This window comes from Rhizobacter sp. P2_H3 (genome assembly GCF_056403355.1).
In genome coordinates, this window is record NZ_JBFUFQ010000043.1 from 17,856 (window position 1) to 35,345 (window position 17,490).

Sequence of the window (17,490 nt, forward strand, 5' to 3'; positions counted from 1 at the left end):
GTAGAGGCGCGCACGCGCCGACCGGTCTCAGCGAGCGGTGCGATATGGCTCCTCGAAGGGAAGAAAGTCCTGCTCGGCCAGCGCATCGCGGCACCAGGCATCGACGCCAGGCAGCGCGCGCACGCGCTCGACATAGGCCGCGATCTGCGGCGGCAGCGGCGGCCGGTAGGTCAGCAGCCGCATCACCACCGGCGCGAAATACGCATCGGCGATCGTGAAGCCGCCGAACAGCAGCGGGCCGCCGTGCTGCTGCAGCAACTCGCTCCACATCTGCACCAGGCGGTCGAGGTCGGCGCGCACCGCCGGCTGCTCGCGCAGCAGCCGTTCGCCGACCTCGGGCAGCGAAGCCTCGACGTTCATCGGGAAATGGTTGCGCAGCGCGCCGAAGCCGGAATGCATCTCGGCGCACACGCTGCGCGCCCGCGCGCGGGCCTTCGCATCGGCCGGCCACAGCTGCTTCGCGGGGAAGCGCTCGGCCACGTATTCGGCGATCGCCAGCGTGTCCCAGACCGCGAAGCCGTCGTCGACCAGCAGCGGCACGCGGCCGGTCGGCGAGTGGCGCGCCAGCTCGGTCTTGAACTGCGAATCGGGCTCGAACGAATCGAAGCGGACCATCACCTCGTCGAACGGGATGCCGGCCTGCGTCAGCAGCACCCACGGACGCATGGACCAGGACGAGTAGTTCTTGTTGCCGATGTAGAGCTGCATGGCGGGCCTCGGGGTGTCGAGTGGGTCGGTAGGGGGTCTTGCATCGTAGGCGAGCGGTGCTCTGCGCCGGCCGCGCCGACCGATGAGATTTGCGAATGGAAGCCATGCCTGCCGCGCATCCGCGGCGGCCGGCCCGCGCTCAGCCGCGTCCGGCCTGTCGCCGCCAGCCTTCGAGCCGCGCCGGCCCGGCGCTGCTGCCGAGGTACGCCGGCACCACCGCTTCGAGGCCGGTGCGGCGCACGCCGAGCGCACCGAGTCCCGGCAGCGCTTCGTTGGCGACGTTCGGCACCTTCATCGAATCGAGGTTGTCGCGCGACATCAGCGGCGTGCCCGGCAGCCATTCCATCAGCCCGGCCTGCAGCCGTGCGAGGCCGTCGGGCAGCGCGATCAGCGGCCGCGGATGGCCCGACCAGCGCCCGGCCAGCCGCACCAGCTGCGACAGCGTCCAGACCTTGGGCCCGGCGCAGTCGTACGAACGCACCCCGGCCCCGGCCGCCTCGCGCGCCAGCGCCTGCGCGATGCCCGCCGCGACGTCCTGCACCCACACCGGCTGGAAGCGTGCATCGGCGCCGCCCAGCGGCAGCACCGGCAGCACCCGCTGCAGCTGCGCGAACAGGTTCATGAAGCGGTCTTCCTCGCCGAACATCACCGACGGGCGCAGCAGCGTGACGTCGAGCCCGGATTGCTGCAGCACCGCCTCGCCGGCCGCCTTCGAGCGCAGGTACATGCTGGGCGCGCCGGCCTGGGCGCCGAGCGCGCTGATGTGCACCAGCCGGCGCACGCCGGCCTGGCGGCAGGCGTGGGCGATGCGGTTCGGCAGCTCGACATGCGCGCGCTGGAAATCCGCCTCGCCCCCGTGCAGGATGCCGACCAGGTTGACCACCGCATCGCGCCCGGCAACCAGGCCCGCGAGTTGCGCATCGTCGTGCACGTCGGCCGCGAGCAGCTCGACGGTCGGCAGCATCGCCAGCGCCTTCGCGCGCTGCGGCTGCCGGCTCGGCACCGTCAGCCGGCCACCACCGCCGCCGCTGCGCTGGACCAGCTCGGCGCACAGTGCCCGGCCGAGGAAGCCGGATCCACCGATGACCAGCAGGTTCAACGGCCGGCTTCCGTTCATGGCAGGCTGCCGTCGGGCGGCGGCGCGGTCACTTCGCGCGGGCCGACCGGCTTGCCCAGCCGGGCCTTCAGCGATGCGGTCTGCAGCGCCGTCGGGTCGTTCAGCAGCGTCGCGTACAGCAAGGTGTTGGACATCACCTTCTTCACGTAGTCGCGCGTCTCGTTGAACGGGATGTTCTCGATCCAGATCGCCGGCTCGAGCTTCGGCCCGTCGCGCCAGCGCCGCGGCCGGCCCGGGCCGGCGTTGTAGGCGGTCGCGCTCAGCACCTGCGAGCCGCCGAAGTCGTCGAGCAGCAGCCGCAGGTAGCTCGAGCCGAGCTGCACGTTGGTCGGCACGTCCATGATCTGCGCCGGGTCGTAGGCCATGCCGATGCGCTTGGCGACGTTCTTCGCGGTCGGCTGGATCACCTGCATCAGCCCGTAGGCGTTCGCACTGGAGCGGATGTCGGGCTGGAAGCGCGACTCCTGGCGCATCACCCCGTAGATCAGCGCCGGGTCGACCGCGGTCGCTTTCGACGCCGCCATCACCTCGGCGCGGAACGGCGTCGGGTAGCGCTGCGCGATGTCGATCTCGCCGCGCGTGCGGTCGCTGGTGTTGACGCAGCGGTCCCAGACGCGCCGGTCGCAGGCGAGCTGCGCCGCGGCGAGCAGCTCGCGCTCCTCCATGCCGCGCAGCGTGAAGTTCCATTCGCGCACGCCCTCGCTGCGCAGCCCGATCGACACCAGCGCCAGCGCACGGGCCAGCCCCGGCTGGCGCGCGGCGGCGTCGCGCTCGTCCTGCGTCAGCGGCTGCGGCGCCACCGGCAGCGTGATCGGCCCGCCCAGTTCCTCGGCGGCGAGCATGCCGTAGAAGCCGAACTGCGGCGCGATGCTCTCGAACATCGCGGTCGCCTGGGCGCGCAGGCCGTCGCCCTCGGCCGAGTCCTTGGCCAGCGCGCGCAGCGCACGGGCCTTCCAGTAGACCCAGGTCGCGTCGCGCTGCTCGATCGGGTTCATCGCATCGATCGCCTGCACCACCTGCTGCCAGCGCGGCGCGTTCTCGCCGGCGCGCAGCGCGGCACGTGCCTTCCAGGCGAGCGTCTCGTCGGCCCAGTCGATCGAGATCGCGGCCTTCGACGACAGCAGCGCGGCCCGGGTGAAATAACCGGAAGCCTCGGGCAGCAGCTTCAGCGCCGCCTGCTTGCCGACCGCGGCCCAGGCCCAGGCCGCGAGCTCGGGCGGCAGCGCGGCCTCCCATTTGCCGCTCAGCAGGTTGGCAGCGAGTTCGGGGTCGGTGGAGGCGAGGCGCATCAGCGCCAGCGTGTTCAGCTGGTTCGCCTGCCGCCCGCCGAGTGCGCGGGTCAGGTAGCGCGCCGGGTTGTCGGCCAGGTCGTCGACGTCGCTGGCGGCCCGGGTGTTGACCATCAGCGCCGCCTGGCGCGCCGCACGCGGCTTGTTGCCGTCGATCGCGAGGCGCGCCTTGCGCCAGGCGTCGGCTTCGGTGAGCTGCTTCGCGTCGTACAGCGTCGCGGCCAGCAGCGCGCAGCCGTCGTCGGCCTCGCGCTGCGCGAACCAGGCACTGCGGGCGGCGGCGCGCACGTCCTTGCCGTCGAGGTGGTCGGCCAGCAGCGCGTAGCACGAGACCTCGCGGTCGTCGTTCATGCGGAAGCTCGGGTAGTCGGCGGCCAGCGTCTTGAAATCGCGACGGCGCCCCAGCTCCAGCAGCCAGTCGTTGCGCAGCCGGTCTTCGACGTAGCTGCCGCGCCAGCGCTGGTAGAAGGCCGCGATCTCGTCGGCCTGCACGAACTGCAGCCGCTGGCCGATCTCCCAGTAGTCGACCCACATCGCAAGCGGGTTGCGCTCGGCGATCGTGCTGTCGCGCAGCGCGGCGAGCCGGGCCCGGTCTTTCTTGCGCAGCGCCTCGCGGGCTTCGAGCACCGCGTCGTTGCCGCTCTGCGCGCAGGCAGGCATCGCATTCGCGAGCACGGCGACCGCCAGGCCCTTCAGCAGCCACCGCGCCAGCGTCCTCGTCATGCCCGCGCCATATGATTTGTCTTTGTTCACGCTGTCCTTCATGGTGCCCACCTTGCCATCAGACCCCGACGTCCGTCATCTCTTGCGTCAGCGCCTGCTGGCCGCGCGCACCGCGTTTGTCTCGTCGCCCGCCGGACAAGTTGCGGCGGCATCTCTCACGCGTCACCTCGGGCTGGTTCTCGATCAACTCGAACCCGGGTGCCTCGGGGTCTATTGGCCGATGCGTTCCGAATTTAACGCAGCAAGCCTGTGGGATGGCGATGGATCGCATGCCGCCTTGCCGCTTGCATTGCCATTCACGCAGCGCGTGCCGCCGCAGATGCACTACCGCACGTGGGATGGCAGCCCGCCGTCGCAGAAGGATGAATGCGGCATCCCCGCTGCGAACGGTGCCGCGGTGGTGCCGGACGTGGTGCTGGTGCCCTGCGTCGGCTTCACCGGCAGCGGCTGGCGGCTCGGCTACGGCGGCGGTTTCTTCGACCGCTGGCTCGCGCTGCACCCGCACGTCACGACCGTCGGCGTCGCGTGGGAGGCCGGCCGCCTCAGCGAGGCCGAACTCGCGCCGCAAGCCCACGACCTGCCGCTCGCGCTCATCGTGACCGAGAACGGGGTGGCGCAGGGCTGATGACCGGCTCGGGCGCCGCCTGCGCGAGGCGCTGCACGCTGCGGGCCGACTGCGCGGTGAGCGTCGCGTTCGTCAGCGTCGCATTCGTGCGTTCGCCCTGCTCGATCAGCCAGTCGCGAAAGCGCTGCACCTCGGGCCGCAGCACCGACTGCGGCGACACCACCATCCAGTAGGCATGCGGCGCGTCGATGCGCCCGGCCGGCCCGAACGGCTCGACCAGGTCGCCGCGCTCGAGCGAGTCGGCCACCAGCGCCATGCGGGCCAGCGCGATCGCCTGCCCGGCCAGCGCCGTCTGCACCTGCTGGTAGGTGAAGTTGAGGTACATCCACCGGCGCGGCTGCAACCCGGGCTGGCCATGCAGCGTGAGCCAGCGCCGCCAGCTCAGGAACTCGGCGGTCGGGCGGTTGTCGTCCTCCTCGGCCAGCGTGTGGCCGGCCAGGTCGGCCGGCGTCGACAGCGGCGGCGCCTGGCCGCGCGCGATCTGCTCGGCCAGCCACGGGCTGATGGCCGGCGTCAGGGTCTCGCCGAACAGCCGCGGCGTGCCGGCCGGCACCAGGTGGTCGCCGCCGTAGCGCAGCACGATGTCGATCTCGGGATCATCGAGGTCGACCACCATGTCGGTGGCGGAGACGCGGATGTCGATGTCGGGGTTCGCGCGCTGGAAGGCCTCGAGCCGCGGCAGCAGCCACAGCGACACGAACGACGCGAAGGTGTTGACCGTCACGCGGCGCCGGCCGCGCGAGGTGCGGATCTGCCGCACCGCGGTGTCCAGCCGGTCGAGCGAGGGCGCGACCGCGCGCAACAGCACCTGGCCGTCGCCGGTCAGCTCGACCGAGCGGGTGCCGCGGTTGAAGAGCGGCGCGCCGAGCTCTTCCTCCAGGCCCTTGATCTGCCGGCTGATGGCCGACTGGGTCAGGTGCAGTTCTTCGGCGGCAGCGCTGAAGCTGAGATGGCGGGCCACCGCCTCGAAGGCCCGGACCGGGCCGACCGAGAGCGGCCGATGACGCGGTTGATTCATGCGCGAATGGTATCAATGCGCGTCACACAAGTCATTGGACCGTCGGCCTGCAGCCCCCTAAAGTTCACTCCATGCCCTGCAAGGAGAGCGACATGGCAACCCCGATGGTGATGAGCAATTTTCAACAATCCCAGGCCGCGAGCTGGACCGTGGCACCCGGCGAGGCACGCCCGCTGGAGATCGGCCCGGGGCCCCGCTGGCTGCGCGTGACCGAAGGCCGGCTGTGGCTGACGGTGCCCGGCACGGCCGACGAGCCGGCCCAGGATGTGTGGCTCGAAAGCGGCGACAGCGTCGCGCTGCCGGCCGGTGCGCAGGCGGTGCTCGAGGCTTGGCCGAGCGCGCAATTCCAGCTGCTGGTGCCGCCGGACGCCTGCCGGCGCGGCAAGTCGCTGGCGCAGCGGCTCAGCGAGCAGCTCGCTTCGCGGCTGGGGTCTTCGTCTTCGCCGCTGCCGCACGCGGCTTGACGGTCTTGCGGGCCTTGGCCGCCGCGGCGCGCAGGCCCGCCTCCATCGCGAGCCGCGCCCACGGGCGCATCAGCGCGGGCGATTCCATCGCCTCGTCGGGCGCGGTGTAGTAGCTGATCGACACCGACTTGCCGTCGCCGCCCTCGTAGACGAAGGGCTGGCAGCTCGACTGCTCGAAGCGGGCCCGGGTCGCGTCGTCGGCCTTCAGGTACAGGCGCTCCTGAAAGATCAGCGCGATGAACACGTCGTCGACGTAGAAGCCGTATCCACCGAACATGCGCCGCGAGCGTGTCGGGCCGAGCGAGCCGAGCAGCTCGACGCAGTAGCGGGCGAATTCATCCTTGGGCGAGCTGATCGTGGCCATGTGCCTATCGTAGGGGCAGCAGAGGCGCCTGCGTCACAATGCCTCGCCATGGCCACCTCCGACACGTCCTCCACCACCCTCGGGGTGTTGCGCACGAAACTGATCGCCGACCGGCAGGCGCTGCCCGACCGGCTGGAGCGTGCCGTGCAACTGCAGAGCATGCTGCGCATCTGGCTGGTGAGCCGGCGCGAGACGCTGATCGGCGGCTACTGGCCGATCAAGGGCGAGTTCGATCCGCTGCCGGCGCTGTTCCGCTGGAGCGAGGCCGACCCGGCACGCCGCATCGGCCTGCCGGTGATGGACCGCAAGGATGGCACGCTGCGTTTTCACGTCTGGTACCCCGGCTGCCCGACCGAGCTGGATGCGCATGACATTCCGAAGCCCAAGGGCACCGAGCAGTTCCAGCCGCAGTTGCTGCTGCTGCCGTGCGTGGGCTATGGCACCGAGGGCGCGCGGCTGGGCTACGGCGGCGGGTTCTACGAGCGCTCGATCGCGGCGTTGAATCCTCGGCCGGTCACGGTGGGGCTGTGCTATGCGCACGGCTTCCTGCCGATGCTGCGGCCGCGGCCAGACGAGCACGCGTTGGATGCCGTCATCACCGAAGAAGGCGTGATGTGGAGCAAGTGAGCCCCCCAGTCGCTCGCGCTCCTGCCCCCAAGGAGCGCCAACCCTGGGCCCGGCAAAGCCGGATCCCGGGTCGTTGCTTGATGGGCACCTCGCTGCGCTTGTGCGTCCGTCGTTCGTAGCCCGGGTGCCAAGCCGGGATTCAACCCCACTTCTTCGCTTGTCACCCCCCACAAGGCAGGGCGGTGGCACGAAGGCGCGAACGAACGAATCTACAACCCGAGCCGCCGGCAGATCTCCAGCGGCGCCGTCGCCGCATTCATCGTGTAGATGTGCAACCCCGGCGCGCCCATGCGCAGCAGCCGCTCGCACAGCTCGGTCACGACATCCAGCCCGAAGGCCTTGATCGACGCGGTGTCGTCGCCGAAGCTCTGCAGCCGCAGCCGGATCCAGCGCGGGATCTCGGCCCCCGACGAATCGGCGAAGCGGATGATGCCGCTCGCATTGGTGATCGGCATGATGCCCGGCACCACCGGGATCCCGGCCCCCAGCTTGCGCGCATCGTCGACGAAGCGCTCGTACGCGTCGGCGTTGAAGAAGAACTGCGTGATCGCCGCATCGGCGCCCGCCTTCACCTTCTCGACATACGCCTGCAGGTCGGCCTGCGGCGACCTCGCCTGCGGATGCATCTCGGGATAGGCCGCCACCTCGATGTGGAACTGGCGGCCGGTCGCCTCGCGGATGAACGCGATCAGCTCGCTCGCATAGCGGAACTCGCCGAAACCGCCGTAGCCGCTCGGCAGGTCGCCGCGCAGCGCCACCAGCCGGCGGATGCCCGCGGCCTGGAACTGCGCCAGCTTGGCCCGCACCGACGCGCGGTCGGCGCCGACGCAGGTGAAATGCGATGCGGCCTCGACGCCCTCGGCCAGGATCGCCTGCACCGCGGCCAGCGTGCCGTCCTGCGTCGAGCCGCCCGCGCCGTAGGTGACGGAGCAGAAGCTCGGCTTCAGCGCATACAGCTGCTGGCGCACGGCCGCGAGCTTGGTGACGCCCTCGGGCGTCTTCGGCGGAAAGAACTCCAGGCTGACGGGAACTCGGTTCATGCAACATCCTCGGTCGGCACGGCCCACACGAAGAACTCGGTGTTGCCGTTGCCGCCCTTGATCGGGCTCTGGAAATAGGCGCGCACCTGGAGGAACTGCTCCCTGCAGGCGGTGCGGATGCGCGTCTCGACCTCGGCGAAATGCCGTTCGTCCTTGACGATGCCGCCCTTGCCGATCTGCGCCGGCTGCAGCTCGAACTGCGGCTTGATCAGCAACAGCAGGTGCCCCGTGGGCGCCAGGTAGTGCGCCAGCGTGGGCAGCACGTGCGTCGACGTGATGAACGACAGGTCGCCGGTGACGAAGCCGAAGCTGTGCGGCGTCGACGCGGCCTCGAAGGCCGAGCCGGACACGTCGCGCGCATTGACGCCCTCGAAGCACTGCACCCGCGCATCGGCCTGCAGCTTCGGGTGCAACTGCCCGTGGCCGACGTCGATGCCGGCCACGCGGGCTGCACCGGCCTGCAGCAGGGCATCGGTGAAGCCACCGGTGCTCTGGCCCGCATCCAGGCAGGCGAGGCGGGTCACGTCGATCCTGCAATGCTTGAGCGCACCTTCCAGCTTGAGCCCACCACGCGACACGAAGCGCAGCTCCGCGTCGTCGGTGATCTCGAGCTCGCAGCCTTCCGGTACGTCCTCACCTGCCTTCCTGGGAACGGCCCAGCCCTTGGGGCCGAGCCAGCGGACGGCGCCCCGCTCGATCAACCGCTGAGCGGCCGATCGGGTCGGAGCAAGGCCTTCTTGAACAAGCAATTGGTCGATGCGCATCGGATGATCAAGCAACGCCCCGGGATCCGGCTTTGCCGGGCCCAGGGGTGGCGCCCCTCGGGGGCAGGAGCGAAGCGACTGGGGGGCTCAATACCGGTAGGTGTCGGGCTTGTACGGGCCGTTCTTCGACACGCCGATGTACGCGGCCTGCTCGTCCGTCAGCTCGGTCAGCATCGCGCCGACCTTCTTCAGGTGCAGGCGGGCGACCTTCTCGTCGAGGTGCTTGGGCAGCACGTAGACCTGGCCGACCTGGTACTTCTCGGGCCGCGTGAACAGCTCGATCTGCGCGATCGTCTGGTTGGCGAAGCTCGAGCTCATCACGAAGCTCGGGTGGCCGGTGCCACAGCCGAGGTTCACGAGGCGGCCCTTGGCCAGCAGGATGATGCGCTTGCCGTCCGGGAAGATCACGTGGTCGACCTGCGGCTTGATCTCTTCCCATTCGTACTTCTCGATCGCCGCGATGTCGATCTCGTTGTCGAAGTGGCCGATGTTGCAGACGATCGCCTGGTCCTTCATCGCGAGCATGTGCTCGTGGCGGATCACGCCCTTGTTGCCGGTGGTCGTCACGAAGATGTCGGCCTTGTCGGCGGCGTACTCCATCGTCACGACCTTGTAGCCTTCCATCGCGGCCTGCAGCGCGTTGATCGGGTCGATCTCGGTCACCCACACCTGGGCGCTCAGCGCGCGCAGCGCCTGGGCCGAGCCCTTGCCCACGTCGCCATAGCCGGCCACGCAGGCCACCTTGCCGGCGATCATCACGTCGGTGGCGCGCTTGATGCCGTCGACCAGCGATTCGCGGCAGCCGTACAGGTTGTCGAACTTGCTCTTCGTGACCGAGTCGTTCACGTTGATCGCGCGGAACAGCAGCGTGCCCTTCGCGCTCATTTCCTTCAGGCGGTGCACACCGGTGGTGGTCTCTTCGGTCACGCCCTGGATCTGCGCGCTCTTGCGGGTGTACCAGGTCGGGTCCTGCGCGAGCTTGGCCTTGATGCTCGCGAACAGGCAGGTCTCTTCCTCGCTGCCGGGCTTGTCCAGCACGCTGATGTCCTTCTCGGCGCGCTGGCCCAGGTGCATCAGCAGCGTCGCATCGCCGCCGTCGTCGAGAATCATGTTCGGGCCTTCGCCGTCGGAACCCTTCGGGCCGAAGTCGAAGATGCGGTGCGTGTAATCCCAGTAGTCGGTCAGGTTCTCGCCCTTGTAGGCGAACACCGGGGTGCCCTTCTCGACCAGCGCGGCGGCGGCGTGGTCCTGCGTCGAGAAGATGTTGCACGAGGCCCAGCGCACCTGGGCGCCCAGCGCCTGCAGCGTCTCGACCAGCACGGCGGTCTGGATCGTCATGTGCAGCGAGCCGGTGACGCGCGCGCCCTTCAGCGGCTGCGCCTTCGCGAATTCCTCGCGGATGGCCATCAGGCCGGGCATCTCGGTCTCGGCGATGCGGATCTCCTTGCGGCCCCAGGCGGCAAGCGAGATGTCGGCGATGGCGTGGTCTTGGGAAGGCTTGAGAACAGCGTTCATGTCGGGCTCCATTGAAAGGGACCCGCACGCGCATCGCCGTTGGCAGTTCAGAGACTCACCCACGAGGGACGATCGTGCGGGTGAGCGCGGTTGCAATTGAATTCCCGAGCCTGGGGCGGCTGTCGTGGCGACAGGCGGCCTTGCAACGCTCCTCGGAAAGTGCAGGGATTGTAGTCGCCGGATCGGGCGGATTCCAGTGCGTTGCGTGCGTTGTGGCGTGCGGTATGCCCGCGGGTCGTGCAAGACTGCAGGGCATGTCTGACATCGCACCCCGCCCTCGCCCCCTTTCAGAACTGAGCCCCGAGCTGGCCCGCAGCGTGCGCGGCGTGCTGACCGACATCGACGACACGCTGACGCGCGACGGCGCGATCGAGCCCGAAGCGCTGGCGGCCTTGCAGGCGCTGCGCGACGCCGGGCTGCCGGTCATCGCGATCACCGGCCGGTCGATGGGCTGGAGCGAGCCGTTTGCGCGCGACTGGCCAATCGATGCGATCGTCGCGGAGAACGGCGCAGTCGCGCTATTCCGCAACGCGGCCGGCCACCTGCAGATCGAGTACGCGCAGGACGAGGCCACCCGCGCCCGCAACACGCTGCGGCTGCGGCGCACCGCGCAACGCGTGCTCGCCGAGGTGCCTGGCACGACGCTCGCGCAGGACAGCGCCGGCCGCGTCACCGACATCGCGATCGACCACAGCGAGTTCGCCCACCTCACGCAGCCGCAGATCGACGCGGTGCTGCAGGTGATGCGCAGCGAAGGCATGAACGCCACCGTCAGCTCGATCCACATCAACGGCTGGTACGGCGAGCACGACAAGCTGAGCGGCGCGCGCTGGATCGTGCAACGGCTGCTCGGGCGTTCGCTCGATGCCGAGACCCCCGCCTGGGCCTACGTCGGCGATTCGACGAACGACCAGGCGATGTTCGGGCACTTCCCGGTCAGCGTGGGGGTCGCGAACCTGATGCAGTTCGCCGATCGGCTGCACACCTGGCCGGCGTACCTGACGCGCAGCCCCCGAGGCGAAGGGTTCGCCGAGTTCGTTCAGGCGCTGCTGGCGCTGGGTTGAAACTGCGTCATCACGTCCTGGTTCCCGACATCAAGCCTCCCAACTTGAGCCCTTTGTCGTGGCCAAGGATCGCCGTGTGCTGCCCCAATTCGTACAGCCATGCGGCAGCAGGCTTGGAGCAATCGCCAAATTCACCAGCCGAGTGCAGCGCTCGGCACTGCTTGAACAGCGTCTTCGCGTGGTGAAAATCCGAGCTGGCCCAGGCCCATCCCTGGTAGCTGCGCATTGCCGCAACGGCGTGAGCAAGAACCTGGAAGGCCTCTTCACCGGAAAAAGCATGCTTCCGCATCAACCATGCACAGAGTCGAAACTGCTTCACCGGCCCGAATTCCGGGTCCTTGCCCTCCACGGCGTCACGCAGGAATTGAACAAGCTCACCCGAAGTGGCACTTTTATAGCCCTTGATCTTGAAGATGACGTCCTTCTGGAACAGTGGCGTGCGATTCTTGAGACGAAAGCCACTTGAGTCGCCCCGCAGTTCGATTTCTGTCTTGTAGGTTGGAATAGCCCCGCAATCGGCCGCGAAAACGGTGCGAGGTTCCGATTGCAGTGTGAGGGCGGCGCTTTCGAGCGGCACGCGCAGCCTGTCGAGTTCACTGCACAAGGCCTTGTCGTCGCCGAGGCGCTTCTTTGCGGACTTGCACCACCTGGCCAACTTGTCCAGAAAGCCGCGGTGCTCTGCCTCGACAGTGAAGCCCATCTCCAGGGCCAAGAACACATTCTCAACGTGCGTTGCCACATCATCGTCGCTCGTGATCAGTGCAGTGGCATTCTCGATGAACATCTCAAGGTTCTGGTGACTGGCACGGCTGCCGAAAGGGCCTCCTCGACGCAGAATCTCATCCACAGCACCGTGCTTCAGTGACTCGTTCATCTGAGTTCGATCGGCCTCCTCGCTGGCGGTCCCATCAAGCGAAAACCCGAGGGAGTCCTCCACCGACGAGTTCGAGTGGCGGGCCTTTTCTCGGTTCCTCTCGACATCCCCACGAACCTTCGGCCCATCCGAGCCATTGCGCCTCCGAGAGAAGGGATTGAAGCGCGACTTCTTGACTGACTCGAGCATGGCTACATCCTGACGAACTGGTTCTGCTTGGTAACCACCTCGCCTCGAACGTTCCTCCTCGACGCCCCTGACGGATCACCCCAGCCGCGCCGCCCGCTGCCCCGCCTGCCGCGCCAGCATCCACCCCGGGTACTCCGCCGGCAGCGCGCTGACCTGGTCCAGCGCCGCCAGTTCATCGGCGTTCAACTTCAAGGCCGTCGCCGCGATGTTGTCGTCCAGCTGCTCGACCCGCTTGGCGCCGATGATCACCGTGCTCACCGCCGGCTGGTGCAGCACCCAGGCCAGCGCGACCCGCGCCACCGACACCCCATGCGCCTCGGCGATGCCGCGCATCACGTCGATGCAGTCGTCGGCACGCGCCCGATTCACCGGCGGGAAATCGAAGGTGGTGCGCCGGCTGCCATGCTCGGCACCCTGGCCGTCGCGCCCGTACTTGCCGCTCAGCAGGCCGCCGGCCAGCGGGCTCCACACCATCAGCCCGACCTGCTCGCTGCGCAGCATCGGCACGATCTCGCGCTCCAGGTCGCGCCCGGCGATCGTGTAGTAGGCCTGCAGCGATTCGAAGCGCGCCTTGCCGTCGCGCTCCGCAATGCCCAGCGCCTTCGCGATCTGCCACGCCGCCCAGTTCGACACGCCGACATAGCGCACATGCCCCTGCTGCACCAGCGTGTCCATCGCGTGCACCGCCTCGTCGATCGGCGTCGACGGGTCGAAGCCGTGGATCTGGTACAGGTCGATGTGCTCCAGCTGCAGGCGCTTCAGGCTCGCCTTCACGCCGTCCATGATGTGGAAGCGCGACATGCCCGAGGAATTGACGCCCTTGGCGCCGGTCTCGCCGAACACCTTGGTGGCGATGACCACCTTGTCGCGCGGCACCTTCAGGTTGCGCAGCGCCTGCCCGGTGATCTGCTCCGACAGGCCTTCGGAATAGACGTCGGCGGTGTCGATGAAGTTGATGCCGGCATCGAGCGCGCGGCCCACCAGCGCATCGGCCTCGTCCTGCTGCAGCTTGCCGATCTGGCTCCAGATGCCGCCCGAGCCGCCGAAGGTCATCGTGCCCAGGCACAGTTCCGAGACGAACAGGCCGGTGCGGCCGAGTTTGCGATGTTGCATGTCCAGCTCCTTGTGACGTTGCCCCGGGAGGCGGGGCCAGGGCGGCAGTGTCCAGCCGCCGGCCGCCGCCGCGCCAGCACGTTCCTGCAGAGTTCTTGCCCATTTCTCCAGACCGCTCGGCGCCGTGGTGCAGGTGCGCGTGGACAGCGCTAAGCTGCGACGCACCCGATCCTCCACGCCCCCTCACGCACACGCGACGCCGCCATGGACGACCCCCTCGAACTCGACGACGCCCGCCGCTCGCTGGTCGGCATGCTGAACCGCGCGACCGCCGGCACGGAAGGCGTCGTGCAGACGCCGGTGCCCGGCCTCATCGTCTACCGCATCGCGAACCCGGGCGGGCCGAAGCACCACGTCTACGAACCGGCGCTGGCGCTGATCGCCCAGGGCTCCAAGCAGGTGATGGTCGGCGACGAGATCCACACCTACGACGCACTGCACTACCTGGTGACTTCGGTCGACCTGCCGGTGGTCGGCCAGGTGCGCGTCGCGAGCGACACGCTGCCCTACCTGGGCCTGCGGCTGTCGCTGGACGTCGCCGAGATCGGCGAGCTGATCCGCGACGAACGCCTGCCCGCCGCCGCGCACGCCGGGCCGGCGCGCGGCATCTACGTGAACCGCATCGGGCTGCCGGTGCTCGAGCCGGTGCTGCGGCTCTTGAATCTGCTCGATGCGCCGGCCGACATCGCGATCGTCGCGCCGCTGGTCAAGCGCGAGATCCTGTACCGGTTGCTGATGAACGGCGAAGGTGCGCGGCTGCGCCAGCTCGCGCTGCAGGACAGCCACACGCAGCGCATCGCGAAGGCGATCGCGCGGCTGCGCACGAACTTCGCGCACGCGCTGCGCATCGACGAGATCGCGCGCGAGGTGCACATGAGCGTGTCGTCGTTCCACCACCACTTCAAGGCGGTCACCGCGATGAGCCCGCTGCAGTTCCAGAAGCAGCTGCGCCTGCAGGAGGCGCGCCGGCTGCTGCTCACGGGCGGCATCGATGCGTCGAGCGCGGCGCACCAGGTCGGCTACGAGAGCGCCTCGCAGTTCGCGCGCGAGTACGGGCGGATGTTCGGTGCGCCGCCGGCGCGCGACCGGCGGCGCTGGCTGGCCGAGAACGAAGTCGGCGAACCCGTCTGACGGCGGGTTCAGCCCGCCCTTCGCGCCGGCTCGCTCGTGTGCAGGAACTTGGTGTACAGATCGCGCGGCGGCGCGACGGAGATCGACTTGAGGACCTGCCCGACGTTGCCGCGGTGGTAGCCGCCGTGCGTGATGACGTGCAGCAGCATCTCCTCGCGGGACATGCGCCCGGCATCGCCATCGGTGAAGGTGAAGCCCAGGGTCTCGGACAACGCCGCCTCGGACAGCCCCGACGCGTAGGCGACATACCACGCGTCCGTCGCCGCCACATCGGCCTGCAGTTGCGCCAGCGACGGCGTGTCCTTGGTGTTCGTGGCGTCGAACGGCCTGGCCTCGCCGCCGAGATGCGCACGGAAGATCCGGTCCACCACGTAGATGTGGTTCAGCGTCCGCAGGCACAGGTGGAGCGCATCGGCCTGCTCCGCGGGAAGGGTCCGCAGCAGTGCGAACAACTCCGCGTTGGCCCAGGCCTTGTAGGCGAACAGCGATTTCATCGAGGAGATGGACATGACGCAGCCTGTCAGGTGAAGAGGCAGAGGGGCCCCGGCCTCGTCATCGTACAGAACCCTGCGCGTGGCCCCCGTGATGGGTGCCGGGTGCCGTCGGGTCGAACCGCCGGAAGCCCAGTCCGCTGGCGGCAAGCCGCTCCTTCTGCTGCACGGCCTGAACGATCCGCAGGAACGAGGCCTCCGCGGACAAGCCTGCCGGTCTCGTGGCAGGGGCGCATGCAAGGGTGCAGCGGTCGGTGGTCAGCGAAGTCATCCGGCGCTCCGTTCAACGGCAACAGGCCGCTTGGTAACGCCTCGCTGCGCACGGTTCCACACGCTCACGCAGACGGATCACCCGGGGTCCGGGCATCCGCACCCGTGGCTGTCACCGGCGCGACATCCGGCCGCATCGCCGTCATCGTCGCCGGCCCGAAGATCGTCGCGAAGGCCACGTCCTTGGCATCGCGCCCCATCGCGATGCGCACCAGGTCGTCGACCGGCGACATCCGGGTCGCATCGAACATCATCCAGCGCCCACCCAGGTATGCCTCGAACAGCGCATGGAAGTCCGGTGGCGGCTCGTCGAAGCGCGCATAACCGACCACCAGCCGCGCCGGGATGTTGAGCGCGCGGCAGAAGGTCACCCCCAGGTGCGCGAAGTCGCGGCACACGCCGGCCCGGTTGCGGAACACGTCGCAGGCGGTCGTCGTCGCGGTGCTCGAGCCGAGCTGGTAGTCGACGTTGTCGTGCAGCCAGTCGCAGATCGCCTGCACCCGCATCGCGCCCCGCGGCAGCTCGCCGAAGATCTTGATCGCCGCATGCGACAGCAGGTCGGATTCGCAGTAGCGCGTGGGCATCAGGTTGTGCAGCACCTCGTCGGGGAGCTCGGTGATCGCCATCTCGGCTGCGGCCAGGTCCACCGGCACCGGCCGGCGTTCCACGCGGGCGCGGTACTGCAGCCGCAGCGTGCCCGCGCCGGCCGACAGGCGCGCGAAGCGGTGGCCGACCGCCGGATCCTCGTAGACGTGCACACGCACCGCCGGCTCCACCTCCAGTGATTCGCTCAGCACGCGCTGGTCCATGCCGTCGAGCGCATGCAGCTGGAACAGGAAGTCCGCCGGGCCCGCCAGTTGGTAGCTCAGCTCGCAGTCGACATCGAAGCGCTTGTGCATGCGGCATTGCACCGCGGCGCGCGCGCCGCGCCCATCGGCCGGCTGCCCGCGACGCTGTAGGACGAGGCTGGGCACAATGCACCGCGATGAGCTCCCCCACCCCCTCGACCCTGCGCACCGCCGCCGCGCTGGCCCTGGCCGCCGCGGTATCGCTCGGCCTGGCGCGCTTCTCGTACGCCTTGCTGCTGCCGGCGATGCGCACCGACCTGGGCTGGAGCTACCTCACCGCCGGCGCGATGAACACCGTCAACGCCGCGGGCTACCTGCTCGGCGCGCTGGCCACGCCGCTGGCACTGGCGCGCCTGAGCGCGCGGCGCGTGCTGCTGGCCGGCAGCGCCGCGGCGGGCGTGATGCTGGTGGCGCACGGCCTCGTTACCTCGGACGCGGCGCTGTACGCGCTGCGCCTCGCGACCGGCATCGCCAGCGCCGCCGCGTTCATCTCCGGCGGGCTGATGGCGGCGCGCCTGGTCGGCAGCGATGGTGCGGCGCGTTCCGGGCTGGTCCTCGGGATCTACTACGGCGGCACCGGCGTCGGCATCGTCGCGTCGGCGCTGCTGGTGCCGCCGCTGGTCGCGCTGTCGCAATCGCATGCCTGGCAATGGGCCTGGATCGCGCTGGGCGCCGTGGCGCTGATCGCGACCGCCCTCACCGCAGGCGGCACACGCGGCCTCGATGCCACGCCGGCACCGGCGTCGGCGCGCACCGGCTTCCAGGCGCGCGATTTCATGTTCGGCCTCGCGTCGTACACGCTGTTCGGCCTCGGCTACATCGGCTACATGACCTTCTCGGTGACGCTGCTGCGCGAGCAGCAGCTGGGCAGCGGGCTGATCACGGTGTTCTATGCGCTGCTCGGCCTCGGCGTGATCGCGTCATCGTGGTTGTGGGCCGGGCTGCTGCAGCGCTGGCGCGGCGGGCAGCCGATGGCGCTGCTGAACGCCTTGCTCGCGGTCGCGACGCTGCTGCCGGTGGTCAGCGCGCACCCGCTGGCCGGCTTCGTCTCGGGCGCGCTGTTCGGCAGCGTGTTCCTGTCGGTCGTCGCATCGACCACCGCGCTGGTGCGGCACAACCTGCCGGCCGCCGCGTGGCCGGCGGGCATCGCCGCCTTCACGACGGTGTTCGCGGCCGGGCAGATCGTCGGCCCGAGCCTGGTCGGCTGGCTGGCCGACGGGCCGGGCGGGCTGCGCGCCGGGCTCGCTGCCTCGGCC

19 protein-coding genes and 1 riboswitch are annotated in these 17,490 nt (G+C 69.4%); of the genes, 6 read left to right on the forward strand and 13 right to left on the reverse strand.

Annotated elements, in window-relative coordinates:
• Positions 1 to 27: 27 nt before the first annotated feature.
• The 3 genes from AC1D1T_RS11185 to AC1D1T_RS11195 all read right to left on the reverse strand — a co-directional run bounded on the left by AC1D1T_RS11185 (position 28) and on the right by AC1D1T_RS11195 (position 3,837).
• Positions 28 to 708 (reverse strand): glutathione S-transferase family protein, encoded by a 681-nt coding sequence (locus AC1D1T_RS11185; RefSeq protein ID WP_477824957.1) that lies wholly within the window; start codon positions 706 to 708, stop codon positions 28 to 30.
• Positions 709 to 847: 139 nt separating this feature from the next.
• A complete protein-coding gene (locus AC1D1T_RS11190; RefSeq protein ID WP_465110624.1) occupies positions 848 to 1,825 on the reverse strand; it encodes a complex I NDUFA9 subunit family protein in 978 nt (325 codons plus the stop codon).
• Positions 1,822 to 3,837 carry a transglycosylase SLT domain-containing protein gene (locus AC1D1T_RS11195; RefSeq protein ID WP_477991886.1) on the reverse strand — a complete coding sequence of 672 codons (2,016 nt, stop codon included), beginning with the start codon at positions 3,835 to 3,837 and terminating at the stop codon, positions 1,822 to 1,824. The genes AC1D1T_RS11190 and AC1D1T_RS11195 overlap by 4 nt, the downstream gene beginning before the upstream one ends.
• Before the next feature lie 22 nt (positions 3,838 to 3,859).
• On the opposite strand from AC1D1T_RS11195, the gene AC1D1T_RS11200 reads away from it, so the two are divergent.
• Positions 3,860 to 4,462 (forward strand): 5-formyltetrahydrofolate cyclo-ligase, encoded by a 603-nt coding sequence (locus AC1D1T_RS11200; RefSeq protein WP_197066934.1) that lies wholly within the window; start codon positions 3,860 to 3,862, stop codon positions 4,460 to 4,462.
• On the opposite strand, the gene AC1D1T_RS11205 is transcribed toward AC1D1T_RS11200, so the two are convergent.
• Positions 4,428 to 5,480: a LysR family transcriptional regulator gene (locus AC1D1T_RS11205; protein ID WP_477824959.1), complete on the reverse strand. Its 1,053-nt coding sequence runs from the start codon at positions 5,478 to 5,480 to the stop codon at positions 4,428 to 4,430. The genes AC1D1T_RS11200 and AC1D1T_RS11205 overlap by 35 nt on opposite strands.
• 92 nt (positions 5,481 to 5,572) lie before the next feature.
• On the opposite strand from AC1D1T_RS11205, the gene AC1D1T_RS11210 reads away from it, so the two are divergent.
• On the forward strand, positions 5,573 to 5,944 hold the full coding sequence (locus AC1D1T_RS11210) for a DUF2917 domain-containing protein (RefSeq protein WP_477824960.1): 372 nt from the start codon (positions 5,573 to 5,575) through the stop codon (positions 5,942 to 5,944).
• On the opposite strand, the gene AC1D1T_RS11215 is transcribed toward AC1D1T_RS11210, so the two are convergent.
• Positions 5,883 to 6,308, reverse strand: a complete 426-nt coding sequence (locus AC1D1T_RS11215; RefSeq protein ID WP_477824961.1) for a TfoX/Sxy family protein — start codon at positions 6,306 to 6,308, stop codon at positions 5,883 to 5,885. The two genes, AC1D1T_RS11210 and AC1D1T_RS11215, sit on opposite strands and share 62 nt — an antisense overlap.
• A gap of 48 nt (positions 6,309 to 6,356) precedes the next feature.
• Between AC1D1T_RS11215 and AC1D1T_RS11220 the strand changes: the two genes are divergently transcribed.
• A complete protein-coding gene (locus AC1D1T_RS11220) occupies positions 6,357 to 6,935 on the forward strand; it encodes a 5-formyltetrahydrofolate cyclo-ligase (RefSeq protein WP_477824962.1) in 579 nt (192 codons plus the stop codon).
• A gap of 209 nt (positions 6,936 to 7,144) precedes the next feature.
• Here AC1D1T_RS11220 and metF read toward each other — a convergent pair whose 3' ends face one another.
• From metF to ahcY, 3 genes are all read right to left on the reverse strand, one after another.
• Complete coding sequence (gene metF, locus AC1D1T_RS11225) at positions 7,145 to 7,975, reverse strand: methylenetetrahydrofolate reductase [NAD(P)H] (protein ID WP_477824963.1); 831 nt, start codon at positions 7,973 to 7,975, stop codon at positions 7,145 to 7,147.
• Positions 7,972 to 8,739 carry a TlyA family RNA methyltransferase gene (locus AC1D1T_RS11230; protein ID WP_477824964.1) on the reverse strand — a complete coding sequence of 256 codons (768 nt, stop codon included), beginning with the start codon at positions 8,737 to 8,739 and terminating at the stop codon, positions 7,972 to 7,974. Before AC1D1T_RS11230 ends, metF begins: the two co-directional genes overlap by 4 nt.
• 87 nt (positions 8,740 to 8,826) lie before the next feature.
• A complete protein-coding gene (gene ahcY, locus AC1D1T_RS11235; RefSeq protein WP_477840604.1) occupies positions 8,827 to 10,254 on the reverse strand; it encodes an adenosylhomocysteinase in 1,428 nt (475 codons plus the stop codon).
• Between the two features lie 75 nt (positions 10,255 to 10,329).
• Positions 10,330 to 10,414, reverse strand: a riboswitch (S-adenosyl-L-homocysteine riboswitch).
• 94 nt (positions 10,415 to 10,508) lie between these two features.
• On the opposite strand from ahcY, the gene AC1D1T_RS11240 reads away from it, so the two are divergent.
• The gene (locus AC1D1T_RS11240; protein ID WP_477824966.1) at positions 10,509 to 11,318 is read left to right on the forward strand and encodes an HAD-IIB family hydrolase; all 810 of its coding nucleotides are present in this window, start codon (positions 10,509 to 10,511) and stop codon (positions 11,316 to 11,318) included.
• Between the two features lie 10 nt (positions 11,319 to 11,328).
• Here the strand turns inward: AC1D1T_RS11240 and AC1D1T_RS11245 are convergent, their stop codons facing one another.
• Both AC1D1T_RS11245 and AC1D1T_RS11250 read right to left on the reverse strand, forming a co-directional pair.
• Positions 11,329 to 12,381 carry a hypothetical protein gene (locus tag AC1D1T_RS11245; protein WP_477824967.1) on the reverse strand — a complete coding sequence of 351 codons (1,053 nt, stop codon included), beginning with the start codon at positions 12,379 to 12,381 and terminating at the stop codon, positions 11,329 to 11,331.
• 75 nt (positions 12,382 to 12,456) lie between these two features.
• On the reverse strand, positions 12,457 to 13,494 hold the full coding sequence (locus AC1D1T_RS11250) for an aldo/keto reductase (RefSeq protein WP_477824968.1): 1,038 nt from the start codon (positions 13,492 to 13,494) through the stop codon (positions 12,457 to 12,459).
• A 204-nt stretch (positions 13,495 to 13,698) separates the two neighbouring features.
• On the opposite strand from AC1D1T_RS11250, the gene AC1D1T_RS11255 reads away from it, so the two are divergent.
• Positions 13,699 to 14,625, forward strand: a complete 927-nt coding sequence (locus AC1D1T_RS11255) for an AraC family transcriptional regulator (protein ID WP_477824969.1) — start codon at positions 13,699 to 13,701, stop codon at positions 14,623 to 14,625.
• A gap of 8 nt (positions 14,626 to 14,633) precedes the next feature.
• Here AC1D1T_RS11255 and AC1D1T_RS11260 read toward each other — a convergent pair whose 3' ends face one another.
• From AC1D1T_RS11260 to AC1D1T_RS11270, 3 genes are all read right to left on the reverse strand, one after another.
• On the reverse strand, positions 14,634 to 15,119 hold the full coding sequence (locus tag AC1D1T_RS11260) for a DinB family protein (RefSeq protein ID WP_477844429.1): 486 nt from the start codon (positions 15,117 to 15,119) through the stop codon (positions 14,634 to 14,636).
• A 58-nt stretch (positions 15,120 to 15,177) separates the two neighbouring features.
• Positions 15,178 to 15,387 (reverse strand): hypothetical protein, encoded by a 210-nt coding sequence (locus AC1D1T_RS11265; RefSeq protein WP_156154949.1) that lies wholly within the window; start codon positions 15,385 to 15,387, stop codon positions 15,178 to 15,180.
• 64 nt (positions 15,388 to 15,451) lie between these two features.
• Positions 15,452 to 16,285, reverse strand: coding sequence for a transglutaminase-like domain-containing protein (locus AC1D1T_RS11270; protein WP_477824971.1), 834 nt, complete (start codon positions 16,283 to 16,285; stop codon positions 15,452 to 15,454).
• Positions 16,286 to 16,371: 86 nt separating this feature from the next.
• On the opposite strand from AC1D1T_RS11270, the gene AC1D1T_RS11275 reads away from it, so the two are divergent.
• Positions 16,372 to 17,490: YbfB/YjiJ family MFS transporter (locus AC1D1T_RS11275; RefSeq protein WP_477824972.1), on the forward strand; the 1,119-nt coding region annotated here is incomplete at its 3' end.